This is a genomic window from Paraburkholderia sp. MPAMCS5 (genome assembly GCF_036016995.1).
Classification (GTDB): Bacteria; Pseudomonadota; Gammaproteobacteria; order Burkholderiales; family Burkholderiaceae; genus Paraburkholderia.
This window is the reverse complement of record NZ_JAYXBK010000012.1, coordinates 61,293-82,423: the sequence shown is the minus strand read 5'-3', so window position 1 is coordinate 82,423 and position 21,131 is coordinate 61,293. Positions and strand designations below refer to the sequence as shown.

Annotated in this window: 18 protein-coding genes; 8 read left to right on the top strand and 10 right to left on the bottom strand. The window is 64.0% G+C overall.

Annotated features, from left to right (window positions below):
- Positions 1-45 precede the first annotated feature (45 nt).
- From VOM14_RS23425 to VOM14_RS23415, 3 genes are read right to left on the bottom strand one after another with little or no spacing between them, the layout of a single operon-like run.
- Positions 46-1,356: an MFS transporter gene (locus tag VOM14_RS23425; RefSeq protein WP_327631138.1), complete on the bottom strand. Its 1,311-nt coding sequence runs from the start codon at positions 1,354-1,356 to the stop codon at positions 46-48.
- A gap of 55 nt (positions 1,357-1,411) precedes the next feature.
- A complete protein-coding gene (locus tag VOM14_RS23420) occupies positions 1,412-2,593 on the bottom strand; it encodes an acyl-CoA dehydrogenase family protein (RefSeq protein WP_327631219.1) in 1,182 nt (393 codons plus the stop codon).
- A 12-nt stretch (positions 2,594-2,605) separates the two neighbouring features.
- Complete coding sequence (locus tag VOM14_RS23415) at positions 2,606-4,168, bottom strand: AMP-binding protein (RefSeq protein WP_327631137.1); 1,563 nt, start codon at positions 4,166-4,168, stop codon at positions 2,606-2,608.
- 94 nt (positions 4,169-4,262) lie between these two features.
- Between VOM14_RS23415 and VOM14_RS23410 the strand changes: the two genes are divergently transcribed.
- Positions 4,263-5,180: a LysR family transcriptional regulator gene (locus VOM14_RS23410; RefSeq protein WP_327631136.1), complete on the top strand. Its 918-nt coding sequence runs from the start codon at positions 4,263-4,265 to the stop codon at positions 5,178-5,180.
- A 78-nt stretch (positions 5,181-5,258) separates the two neighbouring features.
- Here VOM14_RS23410 and VOM14_RS23405 read toward each other — a convergent pair whose 3' ends face one another.
- The 4 genes from VOM14_RS23405 to VOM14_RS23390 all read right to left on the bottom strand — a co-directional run bounded on the left by VOM14_RS23405 (position 5,259) and on the right by VOM14_RS23390 (position 8,941).
- The gene (locus VOM14_RS23405) at positions 5,259-5,699 is read right to left on the bottom strand and encodes a MarR family winged helix-turn-helix transcriptional regulator (RefSeq protein WP_327631135.1); all 441 of its coding nucleotides are present in this window, start codon (positions 5,697-5,699) and stop codon (positions 5,259-5,261) included.
- A gap of 3 nt (positions 5,700-5,702) precedes the next feature.
- Complete coding sequence (locus VOM14_RS23400; protein ID WP_327631134.1) at positions 5,703-7,616, bottom strand: FAD-binding monooxygenase; 1,914 nt, start codon at positions 7,614-7,616, stop codon at positions 5,703-5,705.
- Between the two features lie 101 nt (positions 7,617-7,717).
- Complete coding sequence (locus tag VOM14_RS23395) at positions 7,718-8,491, bottom strand: SDR family oxidoreductase (protein WP_327631133.1); 774 nt, start codon at positions 8,489-8,491, stop codon at positions 7,718-7,720.
- Between the two features lie 36 nt (positions 8,492-8,527).
- A complete protein-coding gene (locus tag VOM14_RS23390; protein WP_327631218.1) occupies positions 8,528-8,941 on the bottom strand; it encodes an acyl-CoA thioesterase in 414 nt (137 codons plus the stop codon).
- Between the two features lie 113 nt (positions 8,942-9,054).
- Between VOM14_RS23390 and VOM14_RS23385 the strand changes: the two genes are divergently transcribed.
- The 5 genes from VOM14_RS23385 (at position 9,055) to VOM14_RS23365 (ending at position 14,149) form a co-directional block, all read left to right on the top strand.
- Positions 9,055-9,759 (top strand): Crp/Fnr family transcriptional regulator, encoded by a 705-nt coding sequence (locus tag VOM14_RS23385; protein WP_327631132.1) that lies wholly within the window; start codon positions 9,055-9,057, stop codon positions 9,757-9,759.
- A gap of 141 nt (positions 9,760-9,900) precedes the next feature.
- Positions 9,901-11,274, top strand: coding sequence for an MFS transporter (locus VOM14_RS23380; RefSeq protein ID WP_327631131.1), 1,374 nt, complete (start codon positions 9,901-9,903; stop codon positions 11,272-11,274).
- Positions 11,275-11,337: 63 nt separating this feature from the next.
- The gene (locus VOM14_RS23375) at positions 11,338-12,264 is read left to right on the top strand and encodes a 3-keto-5-aminohexanoate cleavage protein (protein ID WP_327631130.1); all 927 of its coding nucleotides are present in this window, start codon (positions 11,338-11,340) and stop codon (positions 12,262-12,264) included.
- Positions 12,261-13,202: a 3-hydroxyacyl-CoA dehydrogenase NAD-binding domain-containing protein gene (locus tag VOM14_RS23370; RefSeq protein ID WP_327631129.1), complete on the top strand. Its 942-nt coding sequence runs from the start codon at positions 12,261-12,263 to the stop codon at positions 13,200-13,202. Before VOM14_RS23375 ends, VOM14_RS23370 begins: the two co-directional genes overlap by 4 nt.
- 188 nt (positions 13,203-13,390) lie before the next feature.
- Positions 13,391-14,149, top strand: a complete 759-nt coding sequence (locus VOM14_RS23365) for an SDR family NAD(P)-dependent oxidoreductase (protein ID WP_327631128.1) — start codon at positions 13,391-13,393, stop codon at positions 14,147-14,149.
- 36 nt (positions 14,150-14,185) lie between these two features.
- Here VOM14_RS23365 and VOM14_RS23360 read toward each other — a convergent pair whose 3' ends face one another.
- The gene (locus VOM14_RS23360) at positions 14,186-15,079 is read right to left on the bottom strand and encodes a LysR substrate-binding domain-containing protein (RefSeq protein ID WP_327631127.1); all 894 of its coding nucleotides are present in this window, start codon (positions 15,077-15,079) and stop codon (positions 14,186-14,188) included.
- A gap of 295 nt (positions 15,080-15,374) precedes the next feature.
- On the opposite strand from VOM14_RS23360, the gene VOM14_RS23355 reads away from it, so the two are divergent.
- Positions 15,375-16,652, top strand: coding sequence for a ribulose-bisphosphate carboxylase large subunit family protein (locus VOM14_RS23355; protein ID WP_327631126.1), 1,278 nt, complete (start codon positions 15,375-15,377; stop codon positions 16,650-16,652).
- An 8-nt stretch (positions 16,653-16,660) separates the two neighbouring features.
- Positions 16,661-18,079 carry a four-carbon acid sugar kinase family protein gene (locus VOM14_RS23350; RefSeq protein WP_327631125.1) on the top strand — a complete coding sequence of 473 codons (1,419 nt, stop codon included), beginning with the start codon at positions 16,661-16,663 and terminating at the stop codon, positions 18,077-18,079.
- A gap of 99 nt (positions 18,080-18,178) precedes the next feature.
- On the opposite strand, the gene VOM14_RS23345 is transcribed toward VOM14_RS23350, so the two are convergent.
- Together VOM14_RS23345 and VOM14_RS23340 are read right to left on the bottom strand one after the other, a co-directional pair.
- Positions 18,179-20,083: a TRAP transporter large permease gene (locus tag VOM14_RS23345; protein WP_327631124.1), complete on the bottom strand. Its 1,905-nt coding sequence runs from the start codon at positions 20,081-20,083 to the stop codon at positions 18,179-18,181.
- Entirely contained in the window at positions 20,080-21,114 is a 1,035-nt protein-coding gene (locus VOM14_RS23340) for a TRAP transporter substrate-binding protein (protein ID WP_327631123.1), read from the bottom strand. The genes VOM14_RS23345 and VOM14_RS23340 overlap by 4 nt, the downstream gene beginning before the upstream one ends.
- Positions 21,115-21,131: the final 17 nt, after the last annotated feature.

The window sequence follows — 21,131 nt, the reverse complement described above, 5'->3', positions numbered from 1 at the left end:
CCGCGCGGGAAAGCGGGGAAAGCGGTTGCGAGGCGGCAGCCGCGCTCAGGATGAAACGGCTTGCGCTTCACGCAGCGGACGCGGCATGCGCAGCGCTTCACGCGAGCGCTGCGGATCGAGCCAGCGCGCGCACAGCATGCCGCAGCCGATCAGCACGAAGCCGCACAGCACGCACGATTGCTCGAAACCGAGCGCCGTGGCCGCTGCCCCGCGCACATGCTGGATCAGCACGCCGGTGATCACCGGCGCGGCCAGTCCAGCCAGGGAACCAATGGCGTTGCTCAACGCGAGCACCGCGCCGCGCTGTCCTTCCGGCGCGACTTCACTGAGCATGGCGGGGCCGACCGAATACATGGCCAACGTGAGGCCGCTGCTCAACGTGAGCATCAGCACCTTCGCGAGCGGCCCGAGTTCGGGCAGGTACACCGCAAAGCGCAGCACGCCCGCGATTACGAGGGTGATCGCAATGAACACGCCGCGCGCCTTGCGCGACGAAACACCCGCGCACAGCAGATGCTGCGAGAACCATGCGAGCCCAAGACCCATCGGCGTGGTAATGGCGACGAACAGCGCGAATAGCCGCCCCGAACTCGCCGCGCTGAAACCAAGGCCCGCCTGAAGGTAGTGCGGCATCCAGATGAGGCTCGTGGCGAGCACCCAGTTGGCCGCGAAATGCCCGCAGAAGTTGCCGACAATGGTGCGATCGGCCAGCAGCGTGCGCCATGGCACGCGCCGCGCGTCGCGCTCGGCGCGCGGCCGTTCGAGCGGGCCTTCGGCGCCAAGCAGGAGCCAGCACGCGCACCATACGAGGCCGAGCGCGGCCAGCACCGCGAAGTTCGCGCGCCAGCCCCAGCGAGCGGTGATGAGCGGAATGGCGAGTCCCGCCACGAAGAGCCCGAGCGCGCTGCCCTGGTAGAGCACGGCCGCAGGCAGACCGCGCTTCTCATCGGGGAACCACTTGTAGAGCGCGTGCAGCGATACAGGCGAAGCCGGCCCCTCTCCCGCGCCGAGCAGCACGCGCGCGATGAGCACGACCGCCATCGAACTGGCGAAGAGCATCGGCAATTGCAGCAGCGACCATGACAGCGCCATCGAGAGCAAGATGACGCGCGTGGCGACGCGATCGGCCAGCATGCCGCCCGCCACGGCCGCGATGGCGAAGAGCCAGTTGAGGCTGCCGCCGATCAGCCCGAACTGCGTGGGCGTGAGGCCCAGGTCGTGCATCATCGGCACGGAAATCATGCCGAACACGACCTTGTCGAGAAAATTCACCATCATCATCAGCGCGAGCATGATGGCAATCGACCATGCGCGTGCTGGCCGATAGTTGCGCGATTCGCTGCCGTATGCGGACATCCTTGTCTCCGATCTTTTCTTTTTTGCTTCTGCTAGTTGCCGTGCTAGTCGCGGCCTATGCGCGGGGGTCGCCGGGATCGAGAATCGCGCGCGCGATCGTGTTGCGCTGAATCTCGCTCGTCCCCGTGAAAATGCGGAACATACGCAGCTTGCGAAACGCCTGCTCAACGGGATGATGGCGCGTGACGCCCACGTTGCCGTGAATCTGCACGGCCTTGTCGGCAATCTCGAAGCAGCGCTCGGAGACGAACACCTTGCACGCCGCGGCTTTCATGCGCAGATCGCCGCCGGCGTCGGCCAGCGCGGCGGTTTGCGCGATCATGCTTTCGCAGGCCCACAGCGCCGCCGCCATGTCGGCGAGCATGTGCTGAATAGCCTGAAACCGCGCGATGGGTCCGCCGAATTGCCGTCGGCTGCGCGCATAGTCGAGCGATGCCTCGTAGACCGAGGTTGCAAGACCGAGCATCGTCGGACAATGCAGCAGCCGGTTCACGTTGATGCGCGACATACCAAGCTTGAATCCATTGCCCGCGCCGCCGAACAGGTTGGCGCGCGGCACGCGCACATGATCGAAACGGATATCCGCGTCGATATGCTGGCCCGACATCGGCACATATTCCTGTTCGACAGTCACACCCGGCAAGTCGAGATCGACGAGCACCGCGCTGATGGCGGGCGGCGTAGTGTCAGCGTCGGTCACGCACATGACGATCGCGAAGTCCGCAAATGGCGCCCCGCTGATGTAGTGCTTGTGACCGGTGACGATGAAATCGCCGCCCTCCGCCACGGCCGTGGTCGTCATGCTTTGCGCATCCGATCCCGAATGCGGCTCGGTCAGCGCGAAGCAAGTGGACTTCTCCCCGCGTATCACCGGCATGAAATAGCGCTGCAACTGATCGGGCGTCGCGTACTTGAGCATGTTGCCCACGCGCGGCGGACCACCCAGATCGCCCAGCACGTGAATGGCGAGCGAGCAGCCGCTTGCCGCGAGGTCGGCTTTCAACGCGCATTGCTGCAGGATCGAAAAGCCCTTTCCGCCCAGTTGCACCGGCAGGCAGGCCGAGTAGAAGCCTAGTTCCGCGGAGCGCTTCCACACGCGCCGCAACACGTCTTTTGGCCAGACGCTTTCCGAATCGAGGCCGAGTTCGCGCTCCATCGGCAAAAGTTCGTCTGCCACGAAGCGGCGGATGCTGTCGCGCGTGGCGTCGAATACGGGGTCGCTTACGTGTTCGAACATCATCTGAATTCCTTAGTTTATGCGCCGGTCCGAGTCTTTCCAGTACTGTTCGCGCACGATCTTGCGGGCGATCTTGCCGCTCGCATTGCGCGGGAGTTCGGTGACGAAGCTGATCGAGCGCGGCAGCTTGTAGTCGGCGAGCAGGCCGCGGCAATGCGCGACCAGCGCGTCCTGGTTGGCCGTGCGCCGCGGCTTGAGCACCACAGCCGCCTTCACGCCTTCGCCCCAGCGCTCGTCGGGCACGCTGAACACGCACGCTTCGAGCACATCGGGATGCTGGTAAAGCACCGCCTCGACCTCGGTCGGGTAGACGTTGAAGCCGCCCGAAATGATCATGTCCTTCTTGCGATCGACGAGGTAGAAGTAGCCGTCTTCATCGGTGCGCGCGAGATCGCCTGTCATTAACCAGCCGTTCACGAGCACTTCGGCGCTCAGTTCCGGCTCGCCCCAGTAGCCCTTGAACACGTCTTCGCCGCGCACCGCAATCTCACCGACCTCCCCCGCCGCGAGCGGCCTGCCGTCTTCGCCCATCACGCACACTTCGGTCTCGCCGATGGGCCGTCCGCACGACGCGAGACGCTCGGGCCGCTGCGCGATGGCGTAGGCGTGATCCGCCACGCTGAGACGCGTGACGCCCGATGTCGACTCGCTCGCGCCATAGCCTTGCGAAAGAATCGGGCCGAAACGCGTCCAGGCCTCCTGGATACGCGCGGGCGCCATCGGCGCAGCTCCATACGAGAGCGATTTCAGCGCGCTCAAGTCGGTGCGCGCGAGCGCGGGTTCGTTCAGCAGCATGTTGATCATGGCGGGCACCATGAACACATGCGTGACACGCTGACGTTCGAGATCGGCGAGAAATTGCGCAGGCTCGAATGTGTCGAACAGAACGAGCGTGGCGCCGCAGTAGAGGAATGGCTGCATGAGCATGCCCGAAGCATGCGTGATCGGCCCGACGAGCGCGAGCCGGTCGCCGGGCCGCGGCTGCGTGTCCATGCCCATCAGCAGCTTGCGCAGCGACGCCATGCGGTTGCCGTAGCTCTGCATCGCGGCCTTGATCTTGCCCGTCGAGCCCGACGAGAAGTGCAGCACCGCGAGATCGTCTGCGTGACTGACGATTTCGAGTGCCTGCGTGGATGCCTCGGCGAGCAGGACCTCGTAGTCGATGTAGCCTTCGACGTCACCACTCGCGCCTCCCAGGGCGATGAACGTCTCCACGCTCCCGAAGCCCGGCGTCGCGCGCGTGTAGCCCGTGTAGCCCCGGCCAGCGATCAGCACGCGCGGCGTGCAGTTTTCCGCCACGCCGGACGCCTCCGCGGCCGTGAAGCGCGGATTGAGCGCCGCCTTCACGAGACCGGCCTTGTACAGCGCACATTCGATCTCCACAAGCTCCGTGCAATTGCGCGACTGCACCGCCACGCGATCGCCGCGTTTCAGGCCGAGCGCGCAGAGCGCGTGCGCGAGCTGATTCGAGCGCGCTTCCAGTTGCCGGTAAGTCAGCGGGCGATCGCGATGGATCACGGCCGGCACATCGCCCCAAAAAGACGCTGCGCGCCGCAGAAAATACGGAAAGCTCATTCAGGTCTCCAGTGAATGTCGAAGCAGTGTGTAAGATATCGGTCATCACCGCAATGAAGCATTGGATATAAACCCATAACCAAGGGGAATGGGCATGGAGACACGCGATCTGGACTATCTGCTCGAAGTCCATCGCTGCGGCAGCATCGGCAAGGCGGCGGAGGCGCTCGGCATGAGCCAGCCCGCGCTGACCAAGGCCATCAAGCGCATCGAGAGCGAAGTGGGACTCGCTGTTTTTCACCGCAGCCCGAACGGCGTTGCGCTCACGCCGGGCGGTACGGTGTTCGTCGAGCGCGCGCGACGCATCGCGCTCGAATACGATGACGCGCTCAAGGAACTGCGCGCGATCCAGACCGGCGAGCAAGGCATTTTGCGCGTGGGCTATTCGCCGACAGTGCCCGATTCGATCGTGCTGCGCGCATGCCGTCAGTTGATGAACGAGCGGCCCGCAGCGCGTCTGCGCCTGCGTCGGCGGCTCGCCAACGATCTCTTTACGCTAATGAAGGCGGGTGAACTGGATATGGCGGTCGCGCCGGAGCCGCCCGACATGAGCAAGGATTTCGCCACGCTGCCGCTATTTCGCGACCGCCTGCACGTCATGGCCGACGAATCGCATCCGCTGCACCATAAGTCGCGCCTCAAACTGCGCGATCTGGCCAACGAGGAGTGGCTGCTGCCGGGCTCGAACATTCCGCTGCGCCGCCAGGTGAATGACGCCTTTCGTCGGCAAGGGCTGGCCGAACCGGCGTTGCGGGTGGAAACGGACTTTGCTGTGCCTGCGCTGCTCGAATTGTTGCGCGGCTCGCGCATGCTCTGCATCGCGGGCAATGCGACGGCCAACGCGCAGCGCGGGATCTCGCCATTGAACGTCGACGAAAACGAGCTGGATCTCGCGCGCAGTGTGGGCGCCGTGCTACGTGCCGGCGGCTACGTCTCACCGCTTGCTCAGCGGCTCGTGGAGCTGCTCCAGCGAGCGCGGCCACACACCGTCGGCCTCGCGCCCATGGAGTGAGGCCGCGACATCGGTTGCGCCTTCAGGCCGGTACGGCGCGCGCTTCCGGCTTCGAGGATTCAACCATGCGCGAATGCACTACTCGCCAGTCGGCAACAGCGCCGACAACAGGCGCCGCAACTCGCGCGCTTCGGCCGGCGTCAGCTTCGCGGTAAGAATGCGCTCGACTTCCTCGACACGCGGCCGCAACGTCGCAAGCTGCTTCTTGCCGGCCGATGTGAGGAACAGCACGTAGCTGCGCTTGTCGACGGGATCGTCGGAACGTTCGATCAATTCATTGCGGACCATGCGCGCGACGAGATCGGCGATGGTCGACCGGTCCACGTCGAGTTCATCGCCAAGCTGGCGCTGGTTGACGCCCGGCGTCCTGCGCAGGATTTCGAGCGCCGCGTACTGGACGCTCGTGATCTCCGTGGAAACCTCGCTTTGCCAGACAGCCAGATGCCGCTGTTGAGCGCGGCGCACCAGGCTGCCAGTAAATTTGGAGAGCGCGTCAGGGTTGTCGATTTTCGGCGGCACTGTCTAGCGGTTCTGCAAAATGGAATCGGTTAGAAAAATGGGCCGCAAGAACGCATTCAATTCCGCGAAGGCGTCGAGCGGCAGTACATGTGCCACGTATTGATCCGGACGGACCACGACGAGCGCGCCCCGTTCGCGGTCGATGCCGCGCTCGTCGAAGATATCAGTCGACGCGTCGCTCGTAAATGCCTTCTCATAGTCGACCAGGCCGTATCGGCCCTTGCGCGGCAGCAACGACGCATGCAGATCGTCGAGCCGGACTTCGCGATGCGGCTTGTGCAACACGGCGCGCAGATCGATGACACTATCCGCATCGGTATCGCTCGGTGTAACCATGCGTAGAACGGATTCCGGCGACGTGGCGAGATGCTCGCAGAGCGCGTCGAGTGCCTTGCCGCTCATGTCCGAGAAAGCGTACAGGCGCCAGCGGCCGTCAGCGCGCGCAACGTGACCGAGGTGCATCGGCTTTGCATCGGCGATGCGAACGACGGGCGATGAATGAAAGCGCGTTCCGATCGTGAAGCCGCTCGCGAGCGACTGGTGCGTCGCTTCGCCCGTCAGCGCACCCGCACGATAGCGCGTCGCCACGCCCGCCGTATATCGGCCCGCGCGCACGAAGTACGCCTGAAGTTCGGCGGGATCGACACCGCCCGCCTCGGGATGCTCGGGGTCTTTCGGCGGCGCGGCCATCATCGCGGACCACTCCTTGTCGAAGTCGATGAGTTCCTGCGCGACAGGCTGCCGTTCATCCGAATACGTACGCAGGAGCTTCGCGTCGCTGCGTCCTTGCAGCACTGCCCCGAGCTTCCAGCCGAGATTAAAGCCATCCTGCATCGAGACGTTCATACCTTGCCCCGCTTTCGCGCTGTGCGTATGACAGGCATCGCCCGCGATGAACACGCGTGGTTCACACAATGCTCCATCGGCCGCGATGGCATCGTCGAAGCGATCGGTCAGGCGTTGCCCGACTTCATACACCGAGAACCACGCGACCTCTTTGACGTCCAGCGAATAAGGATGAAGGATTCCTTGCGCGGTCTGGATAATGCGCTCCACCGTGGTCTGCTTGATGGTGTCGCGATTCTCCGGCGTGACTTCGCCGAGATCGACGTAAAAGCGCACGAGATAGCCGCCTTCGCGTGGAATGATCAGCAGGTTGCCCTTGCTCGCGGACTGGATCGCGGCCTTGAGGCGAATGTCCGGGAAATCGGTCACGGCCAGCGCATCCATGACGCCCCACGCGTGGTTCGCGGCGTCGCCGTTCAGCGTCTGACCAATGGCCGTGCGCACGCGGCTGCGGGCGCCGTCGCAACCCACCACGTAACGCGCGCGCACCGTGACTTCCTCACCGAGCCGCGCCGCATCCGTCCGGCGCAACGTGACGATCACCGGATAGGCGTCGGCATCATCGCGCTTGACATTGACGACCTCGAAATCGTAATCGGGTTCAATCCGTTGTGCGGACCGTCGCATTACATCGAGAAGGTACTCCTGCACGCGCGCCTGATTCACAATGACATGCGGAAACTCGGAGATACCTGATTCGGTGTCCTGAACACGTCCGGTACGCTTAATCGCACCACGGTCGTTGGCGCCGGGTCTCCAGAAAACGGTCTCATTGACCCAATACGCTTCACGCAGCAGACGCTCGCTGAGCCCGAATGCATGGAACATCTCGACAGTCCGGCAAGCAACGCCGTCCGCCTGTCCCATCAGCAACGGCCCCGAGCGACGCTCGACGATGCGCGTTGTGATTGACGGAAACTGCGACAACTGGGCCGCCAGCACGAGTCCCGCCGGCCCGCTTCCGACGATGAGAACATCGACCGCGGCGGGCATGTCGATGCGAGGCGCGCCTTCGGCGGCCGGCTCGATCATTGGATCGTCCGTGCGAAAACCGTTGAGATGAAATTGCATGATGTTGTCCTCCATTTAGTCTCGACTACCGTGGCAGCGAATATACTCCGTACACCAACTATATCCAAGAACTTCTCGCGGCTCTGCCGTATACCCTGGGATCAGGATGCGCTTTGCGAGTCGCCGTCGATGGGAATCAGTTGACCCGATATGGACCGTCCGGCATCGGATGCGAGAAAGACGGCGAGCGCGGCGATGTCGGCCGGATCGACGAAGCGCTTGATCGACTGGTTGGCGAGCGCCGCCGCTTTTTCCTGCTCCACCGTGCGGCCGCTGGCCGACGCGCGTGCGGACAACACCTGCTGGATGCGTGGACCTTCGACGGCGCCGGGCAAGATCGCGTTGACCCGGATGCCGAATTCGCCGAGTTCACGCGAGAGCGTCTTGGTCAAGCCAATGAGCCCCCATTTGGAGGTCGAATAAGGACTTCGATTCGGATAACCGAAGCGCCCGGCAAGCGACGACATGATGACGATCACGCCCGAGCCCGATTGTTTCAGCAAGGGAATGGCGCGCTGCGTCACGGTGAAGGTGCCGGTGAGATTCACGCGCAGCACGGCTTCCCACGCGTCGGCGTCCATCTCGGCAACACTCGCGGTCGGCCCGGCTATGCCTGCATTGTTGACGAGCACGTCGAGACCGCCGAGCGCGGACGCCGCGCCCGCGACCATTTGCGAAACCGCCGAGCTATCCGCGATGTCGCACACCGCGGTTCTGATGCCGGGCAATTGCGCCTGCATGTGCAACAGCGCTGTCTCGTCGATATCGCAGACAAAAACGCTCGCACCGTCCGCGACGAATGCTTCCGCGATGGCGCGCCCTATTCCGCCCGCACCTGCCGTCACCAGCACGCGCTTGCCTTTCGATGGAATCATGAAGTCCTCGTTTCTGATTGAAACCGCGCACGCCGCTCAGTCGCAGGCTGCGCGTATGAACTCGGGGACCGGGACGGCCTTCAGCCGTCCGTCGGCCTGCTTGATGCACAATGCGCGTGTCGCCTGGCCTTCGCAGATCAAGATTTCGCCGCGCATGATCCGATGGCTCATGATGAAAACCTTGCCGCGCCATTCTTCAACGCGAGTATGGATCGCGAGGCGTTCGCCGTAGGTCGCCGCGTTGACGAAGCGCGTATGAAATTCCAGCAGCGGCGGACCGACACAATCGCGCAACTCGTTCATCTCGCGCCATGGCGGCAGGCCGCACTGTATAAAATAATCGTGCGAGGCGGCGTCCATCCAGCGCGAGAAGTTTGGGAAGAAGACAATTCCGGCCGGGTCACAATCGCCAAATTGAACTTCGACAAAATAGACAATTTCTTTAGTCACGGATTTATGCTCAGTATCCCAGTGCGGACATTGTGCAGGCTTTGCTGTCGCCAGACTGTCCGCGCGGCGACAGTTCATGTTCGGCGCGGCGGGAGCGTCTTCGGGGGAACGGGATGGTCAGGCAAATAAGAGTCGCAACGATCGCGCTGTCGGTCGACGAACTGCTCGCGCAGTCGCCCTGGTTCCTCGCGCTCGACGAACCCGCGAAGTCTCGCGTGCGCGCTGACACCTCCGAGCGCGCCGTCGCAGCCGGCCAGTCTCTGGGACATCATGGCGAGCGGCAGCAGATGTGGTTCGGGATGCTGGAGGGGCTCATCAAATGGTCGGTCACCGCGCGCGACGGACAAACCATCACGCTGGGCGGGCAGTCGGTCGGCAGCTGGTTTGGCGAAGGCACGCTGATTCGAAACGCACCGCGCGAGTCCGATCTCATCGCACTGCGCGATAGCCGCGTCGCGCAGATTCCCCGCGCCACCTTCGCGTGGCTTCGCGAGCATCAGCCCTCCTTCAACGAATTTCTGCTGCTACAGGTGAACGAGCGTCTGCACTGGTTCATGGCGGACGTCGCCGCGCACGGACTGCTCGACACCGATAGCCTGGTCGCCCGCGCACTCGTCGGCATGGTGCAGCCGTTGTCCAACCCGAGCGGCGCGGGACATTTGCCGCTGTCGCAGGAAGAGCTTGCCAACCTTGCCGCGGTGTCGCGTCAAACCTGCAACAAGGCGATGACCCGCTTCAAGAACGCCGGCCTCGTGCGCACCGAATACGGCGGCATCGTCGTTCTGGATCTGGCGGGGCTGACCGCTCTGGCCCGGTAACGTCGCAAGCCTTTCCCGCGAGCATGCACGCGGGCTCTCGCCGCACTTCGCGTTTACGCCTATTCCAACTGTCGCGCCAGCGACAGTCCTAAGTTCGGTCACCCGAAATAATGCGTGTCATACAAGACCCGGAGACACGCAATGAATCTGAATCGCGCCCCCTCGGTGCCCATCGCAGCCGCGCCCGTCGGAAGCCCGTCGGGCCAGATGGCGGAAGACGCCGTCTTTCGCAAGGTCACCTGGCGCATCATGCCGATGGTGCTGCTCGCGTATGTCTTCGCGTTTCTTGACCGGATCAATATCGGATACGCGCAGTTGCAGATGAAGCACGACCTCGCTTTCTCCGATGCCGTCTATGGACTCGGCGCGGGCATCTTCTTCGTCACCTATCTGCTGTTCGAGGTGCCCAGCAATCTGCTGCTGGAGAAAATTGGGGCGCGGCTGACTTTTCTGCGCATCATGGTGTTGTGGGGCCTCGCGTCCGCCGCTACCGCTTTTGTCACGGCACCGTGGCAGTTTTACGGCATCAGGCTGCTGCTCGGCATGTTCGAGGCGGGGTTCTTTCCCGGCATCATTCTGTATCTGACGTATTGGTATCCGAGCCAGCGGCGGGGTCGCGTGACGGGCCTGTTTCTGTTCGGCATGCCGATCACGGGCGTCCTCGGCGGTCCGCTGTCGGGAACCATCATGAGCGGCATGGAAGGCTTCGGCGGCATGCACGGCTGGCAGTGGCTTTTTCTCGTCGAGGGACTGCCGACTGTCCTGATGGGGCTTTTGCTGTATCGACTGCTGCCGGACAAGCCGGCTCGCGCGCCGTGGCTTGACGACGCCGAGAAAGCATTGATGCGCTCCGCTCTCGAAGCCGACCATCGGGGCGACGCCAAGGCCGGACATCATGGCAGGCTCGCCGCCGCGCTCGCCGATCCCAAAACCTATGTGCTCGCCTTCGTGTATTTCTGCTGCGCCTGCGCCGTCTACACGCTGACGTTCTGGTTGCCGACCATGATCAAAGGTCTCGGTATCGCGCCCATCGCGACGATCGGCTGGTACACGGCCGTGCCCTATGTCTTCGGTGCGTTGGGCGTGCTTGTCATTAGCCGCAGCTCGGACCGTTTCAAGGAGCGTCGCTGGCATGTCGGCGGAACCCTCGCCCTCGGTGCCGTCGCCCTCGCCTTGACGTCCTGTCTTGGCGCCGATGTCGTTCCGGTGATGGCGCTGCTTTGCGTCGCCTCGTTCTTCATTTTTGGCGGCGGCTCGCTGTTCTGGTCGATTCCTCCGACCTACCTCGGACGCGATGCCGCGGCTGCCGGCATCGCGGTGATCAGCTCGCTCGGCATCCTCGGCGGCTTCGTGAGCCCGACGCTGATCGGCTGGATCAAGGGCGCGACCGGCAGCATTCAGATGGGTCTTTTCGCCTTGACCGCACTCGTCATTCTCGGTGGCCTGATGATACTGCTGGGCCTGCCGAAGAGCGCGGTCCGCGTCGGTCCGGGCGATGGCCCGAGCGCCCACTAGCCGAGTCCTGCTTCCCTGATCAGATCGTATTCCTGACGAATTTCATTTCTGGAGAACACCAGCATGAGCACACCCAAAGTCATCGTGACCGTCGCCCCGACCGGCGGCATGGCGAACAAGCGAATGAACCCGCGCCTGCCGACGCAGCCCCAGGAGATTGCCGACGACACCTACCGCTGCTTTAACGCCGGCGCGAGTGTGGTCGCGGTGCATGCACGGCGTCCCGACGACGAGGCCACCTGCGATCCCGCGATCTATAGCCACATCAACCGGCTGATTCGCGCGAAGTGCGACATCATCCTGAACAATTCCACGGGTGGCGGCATCAATGGCGACATGGTGCGCGAACTCGACAACGGCCTGTGGGAAATTCAGTGGGAAGAACGCCTGAAAGGCATGCAGGGCGACGGCGTCGAGATGTGCACGCTCGACGCGCAGACGGTCATCGCGAGCTTCGGCGGCAAGGAAATCCTTGTGGCAACGCCGCCTTCGCGCATCCGTCAGATCGCCGAGATGATGAAGGCGCGCGGCATCAAGCCGGAGTGGGAAGTGTTCGGCCTCGCCGACATCGTTCAGGATGTGCAGCGCGCCATCAATGAAGGCCTCGATGACGCGCCGCACTTCATCAATATCGTCATCGGCGCGAATGCGTTCCAGGGAGCGTTGCCTTACACGCCGCGCCTGTTGCAGACCATGGTCGATCACCTGCCGCGCAACACCGTCTTCAACGTGAGCGCCATCGGCGCGGCGCAGTTGCCCGCCGCGATGAACTCGCTGCTGCTGGGCGGCCACGTGCGCGTCGGTCTCGAAGACAATCTGTACTATCGCCACGGCGAGCTGGCGACCAACGTGCAACTGGTCGAGCGGCTCGTGCGCCTGGTCCGCGAAATGGGCTATGAGCCGGCAACCCCGGCCGAGGCGCGCGAGATCATCGGACTGCGGCCCTTGGGCGAAGCAACTCGCGCGGCCTGCATGGAAGCGCAGGCATGAACGAGTCAGCCGTCAACGTTGCGATTGTCGGAACGGGCGTGATCGGCGCGGGCTGGGCGACGCATTTCCTCGCGCAGGGTTTCGCGGTCACCGCGACGGACCCCGCTGACGGCGCCGAGTCGCGGCTGCGCGACTGGATCGACAACGCGTGGCCCGCGCTCGAGAGACTTGGCCTCGCAAACGGCGCTTCGCGCCGGAATTTGACCTTCACAACCGATGTCGCCACGGCGGTACGTCAGGCCGACTTCATTCAGGAAAGCGGCCCCGAACGTCTCGACGTCAAGCACACGTTGATAGCGGATATCGAAGCGGCGGCGAAGGCAGACGCGATCATCGCGTCGTCGTCGTCGGGGCTATCGGTCAGCGAGATCCAGGCGGCGGCCCGGCATCCGGAACGAATCGTCCTCGGACATCCGTTTAATCCGTCACACATCATTCCGTTGGTGGAGGTTGGCGGCGGTCGCCTGACATCGGCCGAAAGCGTCGCGCGGACCATGGCGTTCTACGCAGCGACAGGCAAGAAGCCCATCCGGATCGACAAGGAAGTCAAGGGCCATATTGCGAACCGGCTGCAGGTGGCGCTCTGGCAGGAAGCCATCAGCCTTGTGCAGCGCGGGGTCGCGTCAGTGGAGGCCATCGACACGGCCATCGCCTATGGTCCTGGCTTGCGCTGGGCGCTGCTCGGTCCATTTCTCAATCTTCACGCGTCCGGAGGTCCGGGCGGAATTACGCATGTGTTGCAGCATCTGGGGCCGGCCCAGCGTGAATGGGCCAGAGATCTGGGCACCTATCCCGAGAACGACGACTACATCGAGTCGATTGCGAAAGGCGTCGAAGCAGAGCTGATGCCGTACGAGTTCGCGGAAATGCTTCGCCAGCGCGATCAATTGCTGATCGATCTGCTGGAGGCGAAGCGGAATCAATCCCAGCTTCCGTAGATAAGCGACTGCCCGTCGATGCGGAGGCGGCGTTCAATTTCCTGCTGTGACTTTTTCTCTTCTGCCCAGGAAAACATATCGTTTGATGTGCGCCCAGCCCGTGCACTATATTTTTCCCGGCGCTCGCGGGTGGCGGGCGCGTGATCCGCGGCGGCGAGTTGTCGTCGCGCCATAAGGGGCAGAGAACAATGACGAATGAAACACCTGTGGCGATTGTCACCGGCGCGGCGAGCGGCATCGGCGAAGCGAGCGCGATCCTGCTTGCCGAGCGTGGCCATCGCGTCGTGATAGCCGATCTGCGTGAAGAGCCCGCGACCGCGACCGCGGAAAAGATCCGCGCACGCGGCGCGGACGCGATCGCTGTCAAAGTCGATGTCGCCGACGAAGCGAGTGTCAAGGCGATGATGGAAACCGTGATTGGCCGCTGGGGTCGTCTCGATGTCCTCGTGAACAGCGCGGGTCTGGAGAGCGCGAAGCCCTTCCTCGACATCACGCTCGAAGAATTTCGCCGCGTGATCGAAGTGAACACGACGGGAACCTGGCTGTGCTGTCAACACGCGATTGCGCGCATGGTCGAGCACAAGCGTGGCGCGATCGTCAACCTCAGTTCGATTGCCGGGCAGAAAGGCGGCGGCATGCTCGGCACGGCGGCCTACGCCACGTCGAAGGGCGCGATCATCGCGATGACCAAGTCGCTAGCGAAAGAGTTTGCGAAATCGGGCATCCGTGTGAACGCGGTCGCGCCCGCCTTCACGCTGACCGATTTCGTGCGTCGGCAGCTCGAGACCAAGCCGCCTGGCTTCATCGACACGATTTATGCCGCCACGCCGATGGGTCGCGGCGCGCAACCGGAAGAGATCGCCGCCGTGATCGCTTTTCTCGCATCGCCGGAGGCGTCGTTTGTAACGGGACACGTGTACAACGCGGACGGCGGCACCGCCATGTAAGTTCGCAACGCGCGGTTCAGATGGCGCGTTCGTCGCTCAGGACGAGAGCGCGTTGGCTTCGGCCTGATTGAACTCGTCCTTGAGCCATTCGACGAGCGCGCTGGCCTGCGGCCGCGCTTCGAGATGCGGCGCGACCCACAGCACGAGCTTGCGTGGTCCGGGCACGAAGCCGAATGGCGCGACGAGCGCGCCCGAATCGAGTTCGCCGCGCACCAGCATCCGCGGCACGTTGGCCACGCCCAGCCCGCATTTCGCGGCCTGAATCTGCAAATAGAAGTGCTCGAACGACTCGGCGACGGGCGGCCGGCGCGCCGCCGCATGCCCCGCCGCCGCATACCAGTCGTCCCACGCCGCCGGGCGCGTGTTGGTCGCCAGAAGCCGCGCGCGCTCCAGGTCGCCCACGCCGGTCATGCGCGTGGCGCGCATATATTCGGGCGCACACACAGGGCCAACCCATTCGTCGACCAGCGGGTGCGGCTCGATTTCCCTCGGCGCCCTGATCGTGCTCAGACGAATCGCGACGCTGATGTTATCGCGCGTGAAATCGACTTCGTCATAGCCCGTGTTGAAGCCGACTTCCAGCCCCGGATGCTTGCGATGCAGCCTGCCGAGCCTCGGCAACAGCCAGTACATCATGATCGACGCGGAACACGATAGCGTGAGGGGACCGGGCCTCACCTGCTCGACACTCGTCTGGATCAGATTGAACGCGCGCGACAATCCGTCGGCAAGGCGTGCGCCTTCGGGCGTCGGCTCGGTCGAATGCGCGTTGCGCAGGAGCAGCAGCACGCCGAGGTTGTCTTCGAGTGAGCGGATGTGACGGCTGATCGCGCCGTGTGTGACGGAAAGCTCTTGCGCAGCGTCTCCGAAGCTGCGCAAACGCGCAGTCGCTTCGAACGCGCGCAATGCATTGAGGGAAGGACGGGGCACGCGCAGATTTCCTCGCAAGAGAGTGCTCGCGCAGCGACCTGCATACGCCAACGCGATACCGCAAAGACTGGACAGAGAGACTGCAGAGGGCGCGATCCTATTGTGAGTTTTTTGCATCGCTCGCTGAAATCATATCGTTTGAAGCTTCAGACGGTCAATCTTATAGTCCGTGAATCGATGCACGCGGCCTTCACGCGCGACGCGCGCCGCATTTGCGCATTGCCGCAGACGCGACGCTCCTTCACTGCATTTTTCGCTTCCTCCGCTAGCGCACAGCACAACAACGAGCCACGACATGCCCAACTCTACTCATTCACGCGCGGAATTCACGGCGCGCTATTTCGTCGAAAGTTCGGTTCCCATCGCGAAGTCCGCCGAGGTCATCGCGGGCGAGCAGTCGAGTGGCACCTTCCTCGCGCTGCCCGGCGAAACCGACGCGCTCAAGGAACGCGCGCGGGCTCGCGTGGTCAAGGTCGACTCGCTGCCGCCCGCGCTCGATGCGTCGCTGCGTAGCGCTTACGTCGAGCGCAAGGAAGCGGCCGAGATCTACTATCGCGGCGAGATCGAGATCGCCTTTCCCGTGGACAATGTCGGCGCGAATCTGCAGCAGTTGCTGTCCACTGTCGCGGGCAATCTGTTCGAACTCGGCGAGATTACCGGCTTGCGCCTGCTCGATATCCAGTTGCCCGACGATCACGCGCAGCGCTTTCCCGGACCGCGATTCGGCATCGATGGAACACGGCGCGCCGCGGGCGTGCATGCACGCCCGCTGATCGGCACGATCATCAAGCCGAGCATCGGGCTGCTGCCCGATCAGACCGCGAAGATCGTCGACGATCTGTGCGCCGCCGACATCGACTTCATCAAGGACGACGAGCTGCTCGCGGACCCCGCTTACGCAAGCTTCGATGCGCGGCTTGCCGCCGTCATGCCCGTGCTGCACCGTCACGCGGACCGCCTGGGCCGCATGCCGATGTACGCGATCAACATTTCGGGGACTATCGACGAAATGCTGCGGCGTCACGATCAGGTGCTCGAAGCCGGCGGCAACTGCGTCATGGTGAGCGTGAACTGGGTCGGATTTTCGGGCGTGGAGCATCTTCGTCAGCACACGCAATTGCCCATTCACGGACATCGCAATGGCTGGGGCGCGCTCACGCGCTCCCCGCAGCTCGGCTTCTCGTTCACCGCTTATCAGAAGCTGTGGCGTCTCGCCGGTGTCGATCATCTGCACGTGAACGGCATTCGCAGCAAGTTCTGGGAGCCCGACGCATCGGTGCTCGATTCGGCGCGCGCCTGCCTCGCGCCGTTCGCGGGCGTCACGCCGCTGATGCCCGTGTTCTCGTCGGGGCAATGGGCCTCGCAGGCGCCCGACATGTTCGCCGCGCTTCGCACCGTCGATCTGATGCATCTGGCGGGCGGCGGTATCATCGGCCATCCGCAGGGTATCGCGGCGGGCGTCGCGAGCATGCGCGAGGCGTGGGAAGCAGCCGTCGAAGGCGTCGATCTCGACACCTATGCGCGCACGCGTCCCGCCTTGCGCGCCGCGCTGTCCCACTTCAACGGGATCTGATCACGACGATGAGCGACGACGTTTCGCTGCGCGCGCAAGCTTCGCTGCGCCTCGCCTTTTACGGCGACGACTTCACCGGTTCCACCGACGCGCTGGAAGTCCTCGCCTTCGCAGGCTTGCGCTGCGCCCTCTTCCTGAAGCCGCCGACACGCGCGCAACTGGCCAGCCTCGGCGATCGCGGCTTCGACGCGATTGGCGTGGCCGGCGACAGCCGCGCGATGACGCCCGCCGAAATGGACGCAGCGCTGCCCGGGATTTTCACAGCGATGCGCGAGTTGCACGCGCCCATTCTGCATTACAAGGTCTGCTCGACGTTCGACAGTTCGGCGACGATCGGCAGCATCGGCCGCGTCATGGAAATCGCGCGGGCGCATGTGACGCAAGGCACGATTCCGATCGTCGCGGGCACGCCGGCCTTGCAGCGCTTTTGCGTGTTCGGCAACCTGTTCGCGCGCTCCGGCACCGACGGCCGCATCTACCGGATCGACCGTCACCCGATCATGAGCGCGCATCCCGTCACGCCGATGGACGAAGGAGATTTGCTGCGTCATCTCGCGCGGCAAACCGCTCTGCCGATGACAGGCTTTTTCCTGCCGAACTTCGACGCGGACAACAGCACCCTCGACGCCGCCTGGCAACACGCGCTCGCGGCGAATCCGGCTGCCCTGCTGCTCGACACGGCGACAGGCGCGCAGCTGACGCAAGTCGGGCGTCTGCTCGAACGCACGGCGCAGCATTTTCGGCCGCTGTTCGCGCTCGGCTCGTCCGGGCTCGAATATGCGCTGACGCAATGGTGGCAGGAGAGCGGACAGTTGCCTCGCGCGCGGCCTTCGTATGATCGCGTCGAACCCGTCTCGCAGATCCTTGCGCTGTCGGGCAGCGCGTCGCCGCTTTCCGCCGCGCAGATCGACGCGGCGATCGAGGCCGGTTTCGTCGATATTGCAATCGATGCACGCGCGTTGCTCGACGAGCGCAGCGGGTCGCAGGCGCTTGCAGGCATTGTCGAGCGCACCGTCGCCGCGCTTCGTGACGGGCGCAGCGTCGTGATGCATACGGCACGCGGCCCGCGCGATCCGCGCATCGCCGCCATGCTCGATTCGCTCGCGGCAGGCGGCATGAGCCGCGACGAAGCGCGGCATCGCGGCGGGCGTCTGCTGGGACAGCGCCTGGGCGCCATCGCGAAGTCCGTGCTCGAAGCCGTGCCCTTGCGGCGCCTCGTGCTGTCGGGCGGCGATACGTCGAGCCAGGTGACTCAGGTGCTCGCTCCCGACGCACTCGAAATCGACGCGCGTCTGACGCCCGGCGCGCCCCTCTGTCGCGTGATTTCGAACAAGCCGTATCTGAATCGATTGCAGGTCGCGCTCAAGGGCGGACAAATGGGCGATGCGAATCTGTTCGTGACCGCGCGCGACGGCAACACGCAATAGGCGCCCGCTGTTTCATCGAAAAAAAGGCGGTGACTTTCGGTCACCGCCTTTTTCTATTGCACATCAATTGCGCATCACGCCCGCATAAAGCGCGCGACGTCATGGCGCTTTCAGAAACCCGATCGAAATCCACGGTACGGCGGCGATCACGATGATGCCGACAAACAGCGCGATCATGTAGCCGATGATCGGCCGAATGCCTTCGTCGGGATGAATCTTGCTGACGGCACACGCGCCGTAATAGCCGACGCCGAATGGTGGTGAGAACAGCCCCAGTCCCATCGACAGGATCACGACCATCGCATACTGCACTTCGTGGATGCCCACCGCGCGCGCGATCGGAAACAGCAGCGGCCCGAACAGCACGATAGCGGGAATGCCTTCGAGCACGCTGCCCAGCAGCACGAACATCAGCACCGACACCACCATGAACCCGGCAGCGCCGCCCGGCAGGTGTTCCATGAACGCGGCGAGGCTATGCGAAAAGCCGGACTGCGTGAGTGCCCACGCCATGGCCGTCGCGGTGCCGATGATGATCAGGATCGCGCCCGACAGCGCAGCCGTTTCGACCAGCATCGGTCCAATGCGCTTCCAGTCGAACTGTCGATAGATCAGTAGCCCGGCAAGCAGCGCGTAGACAATGCCGACCGTCGAGACTTCCGTGGCCGTGGCGATGCCTTCGACCACCGCGAAGCGGATCACGACGGGCAGCGCGAGCGCCGGCACGGCGACGAACAGCGTCTTCGCGATCTGCGACAGCGGCGCGCGCGTCGCCGAGACCGGCTGAGCGCGGCGCGAACGCCACCACACGAGCGTGCAGAGCGCGAGCGCGAGCACGAAGCCCGGCAGCAGGCCGCCCGTGAAGAGCGCCGAAATCGACACGCCCGTTACTGAGCCGATGGTGATCAGCACGATGCTGGGCGGCACGGTCTCGGTTTGCGCGCCCGTCGCCGACAGCAGCGCGACCAGCTCGCCGGGTTTCTCGCCGCGCTTTTTCATCTCGGGAAACAGGATGGGCGCGACGGCAGCCATGTCGGCGGCCTTCGATCCCGAGATGCCCGAGATCAGATACATCGCGCCGACCAGCACGTACGACAGTCCGCCGCGCACATGTCCGAGCAGCGACGCGAGAAAGCCGATCATCGCGCGCGCCATGCCTGTCATCTCGATCAGCAAGCCGAGGAAGATGAACATCGGCACGGCGAGCAACAGCAGTTGCGACATGCCCTCGTCCATCCGGCTCACGACGATTTCCAGCGGCATCAACGTCGACAGCGACAGATACGAGAAAACGGCCAGCCCGAATGAGAACGCGATCGGCATGCCGCTCAGCACCGTGAACCCGACCACGCCGACAAAGAAGATCAGCAGGTTCAGGTTGCCGAGCGATTGCAGAACCGGTCCGGCCGTGTGCAGCCCCGCCACGACGGCCGCCGACACCGCCCCGCCGATCAACGCCTGCTTCCAGCCGATCGCGAGCAGCTTCACCACGCACATCAACAACATGCAGCCAACGCCGTAGACGATCGCAGCGACACGCAGCCCGTCGTTGAACTCGAGCGCGGGCGTCACGATCATCCATTGCTGCTGGATGTAGGCATACGCCGGCGCAGCGATCAGGCCGAGGAACAGCAGGCTCGACACGAGCGAGACCGTATCCCATATCACGCCCCACTCGCGGCCCGCGCCGTTCACGATAGCCGTCATCCGCATGTGCGCGCCGCGATGCAGCGCCGTCGCGGCGCCCGTCATCGCGAGCCACAGGAAGAGGATCGACGCGAGTTCGTCGCCCCACACGAGCGGCATGTGAAACACGTAGCGCGCGCACACGCCGCTGAAGAGCAGCACGATTTCCGCGAGCACGAGCAACGCGGCCGGCACCTCGACGATCAGCCCGAGCACGCGGTCGATGCGCGCGAGCCACGGCGTCGAGCGCAGCGCGATCGTGCCCGCGCCCTCGCCGTGCGGCGACTGCGAGAAGTCTTCGGCGATGTGCGTTCTCATGCTAGCTTCCCGGTGACTTTTTCGAGCAGCGCCCACTCCTCCTCGCCGAAGAACTGCTTCTGTTCCGCGTAGAAGCCCGACTTGCGCAGGGCTTCGCGGAACGGCGCCACATCGGGCGAATTGATCTTGAGGCCCTTGCCTTCCAGCGTCTTTTGCAGCGACGCGTTCAGTTGCGCCACGTCCTTGCGCTGTTGCAGCGCCGACGCATTGAGGTTCTTCGACACGCTGTCGCGGATGTTAGCGGGCAGCTTTTCCCATGCCGCGCGATTGCCGAGGAACCAGAAGCCGTCCCACATATGGCTCGTCATCGAGCAGTATTTCTGCACTTCGTAAAGCTTCGCCGTATCGACCACGGCGAGCGCGTTTTCCTGACCTTCCACGACCTTGGTCTGCAACGCCGAATACACCTCGTTGAAGCTGATCGAAGTCGGCGCGGCGGACAATCCGCGGAACAGCGAAATCCACAGACGGCCCGGCGGAACGCGAATCTTCATTCCCTGCAGATCGGCGGGCGTGAGGATCGGCTTCGTGCTGCTCGTGATCTGCCGGAAGCCGTTGTCCCACACCTTGTCCTGCACGACGAGACCTGCCTTCGTGATCAGGCCGCGCAGATGCGCGCCGAGTTCGCCGTCGAGCGCCGAGAACACCTGGTCGTAATCCTTGAATGCGAAGCCGACACCGGAGATGGCCGTTTTGGGCACGAGCGCGGAGAGCGCATTCGCGCCCGAGAGCGTGAAGAACTCCAACGCCCCCGCGCGAAGTTGCGCGAACATGTCCGGATCGCCGCCGAGCTGATTGTTCGGAAACACGCGGATCTCCATGCGTCCGTCGGTTTCCTTTTTGATCGCATCCGCGGCCTCCTGAATGCGCACGTTCAACGGATGGGAAGCAGGCAGATCGGTGCCGACCTTGTAGGTGAACTCCGCCGCCTGCGCGCGGCGAATCCACGGCGCGCCGAGCATGCCCGATGCGGCCGCGGCCGCCACCGTTCCTGCGCCAGTGACGAGAAAGTTGCGACGATTCATAGCCATCTGTTTGTCTCCATTAT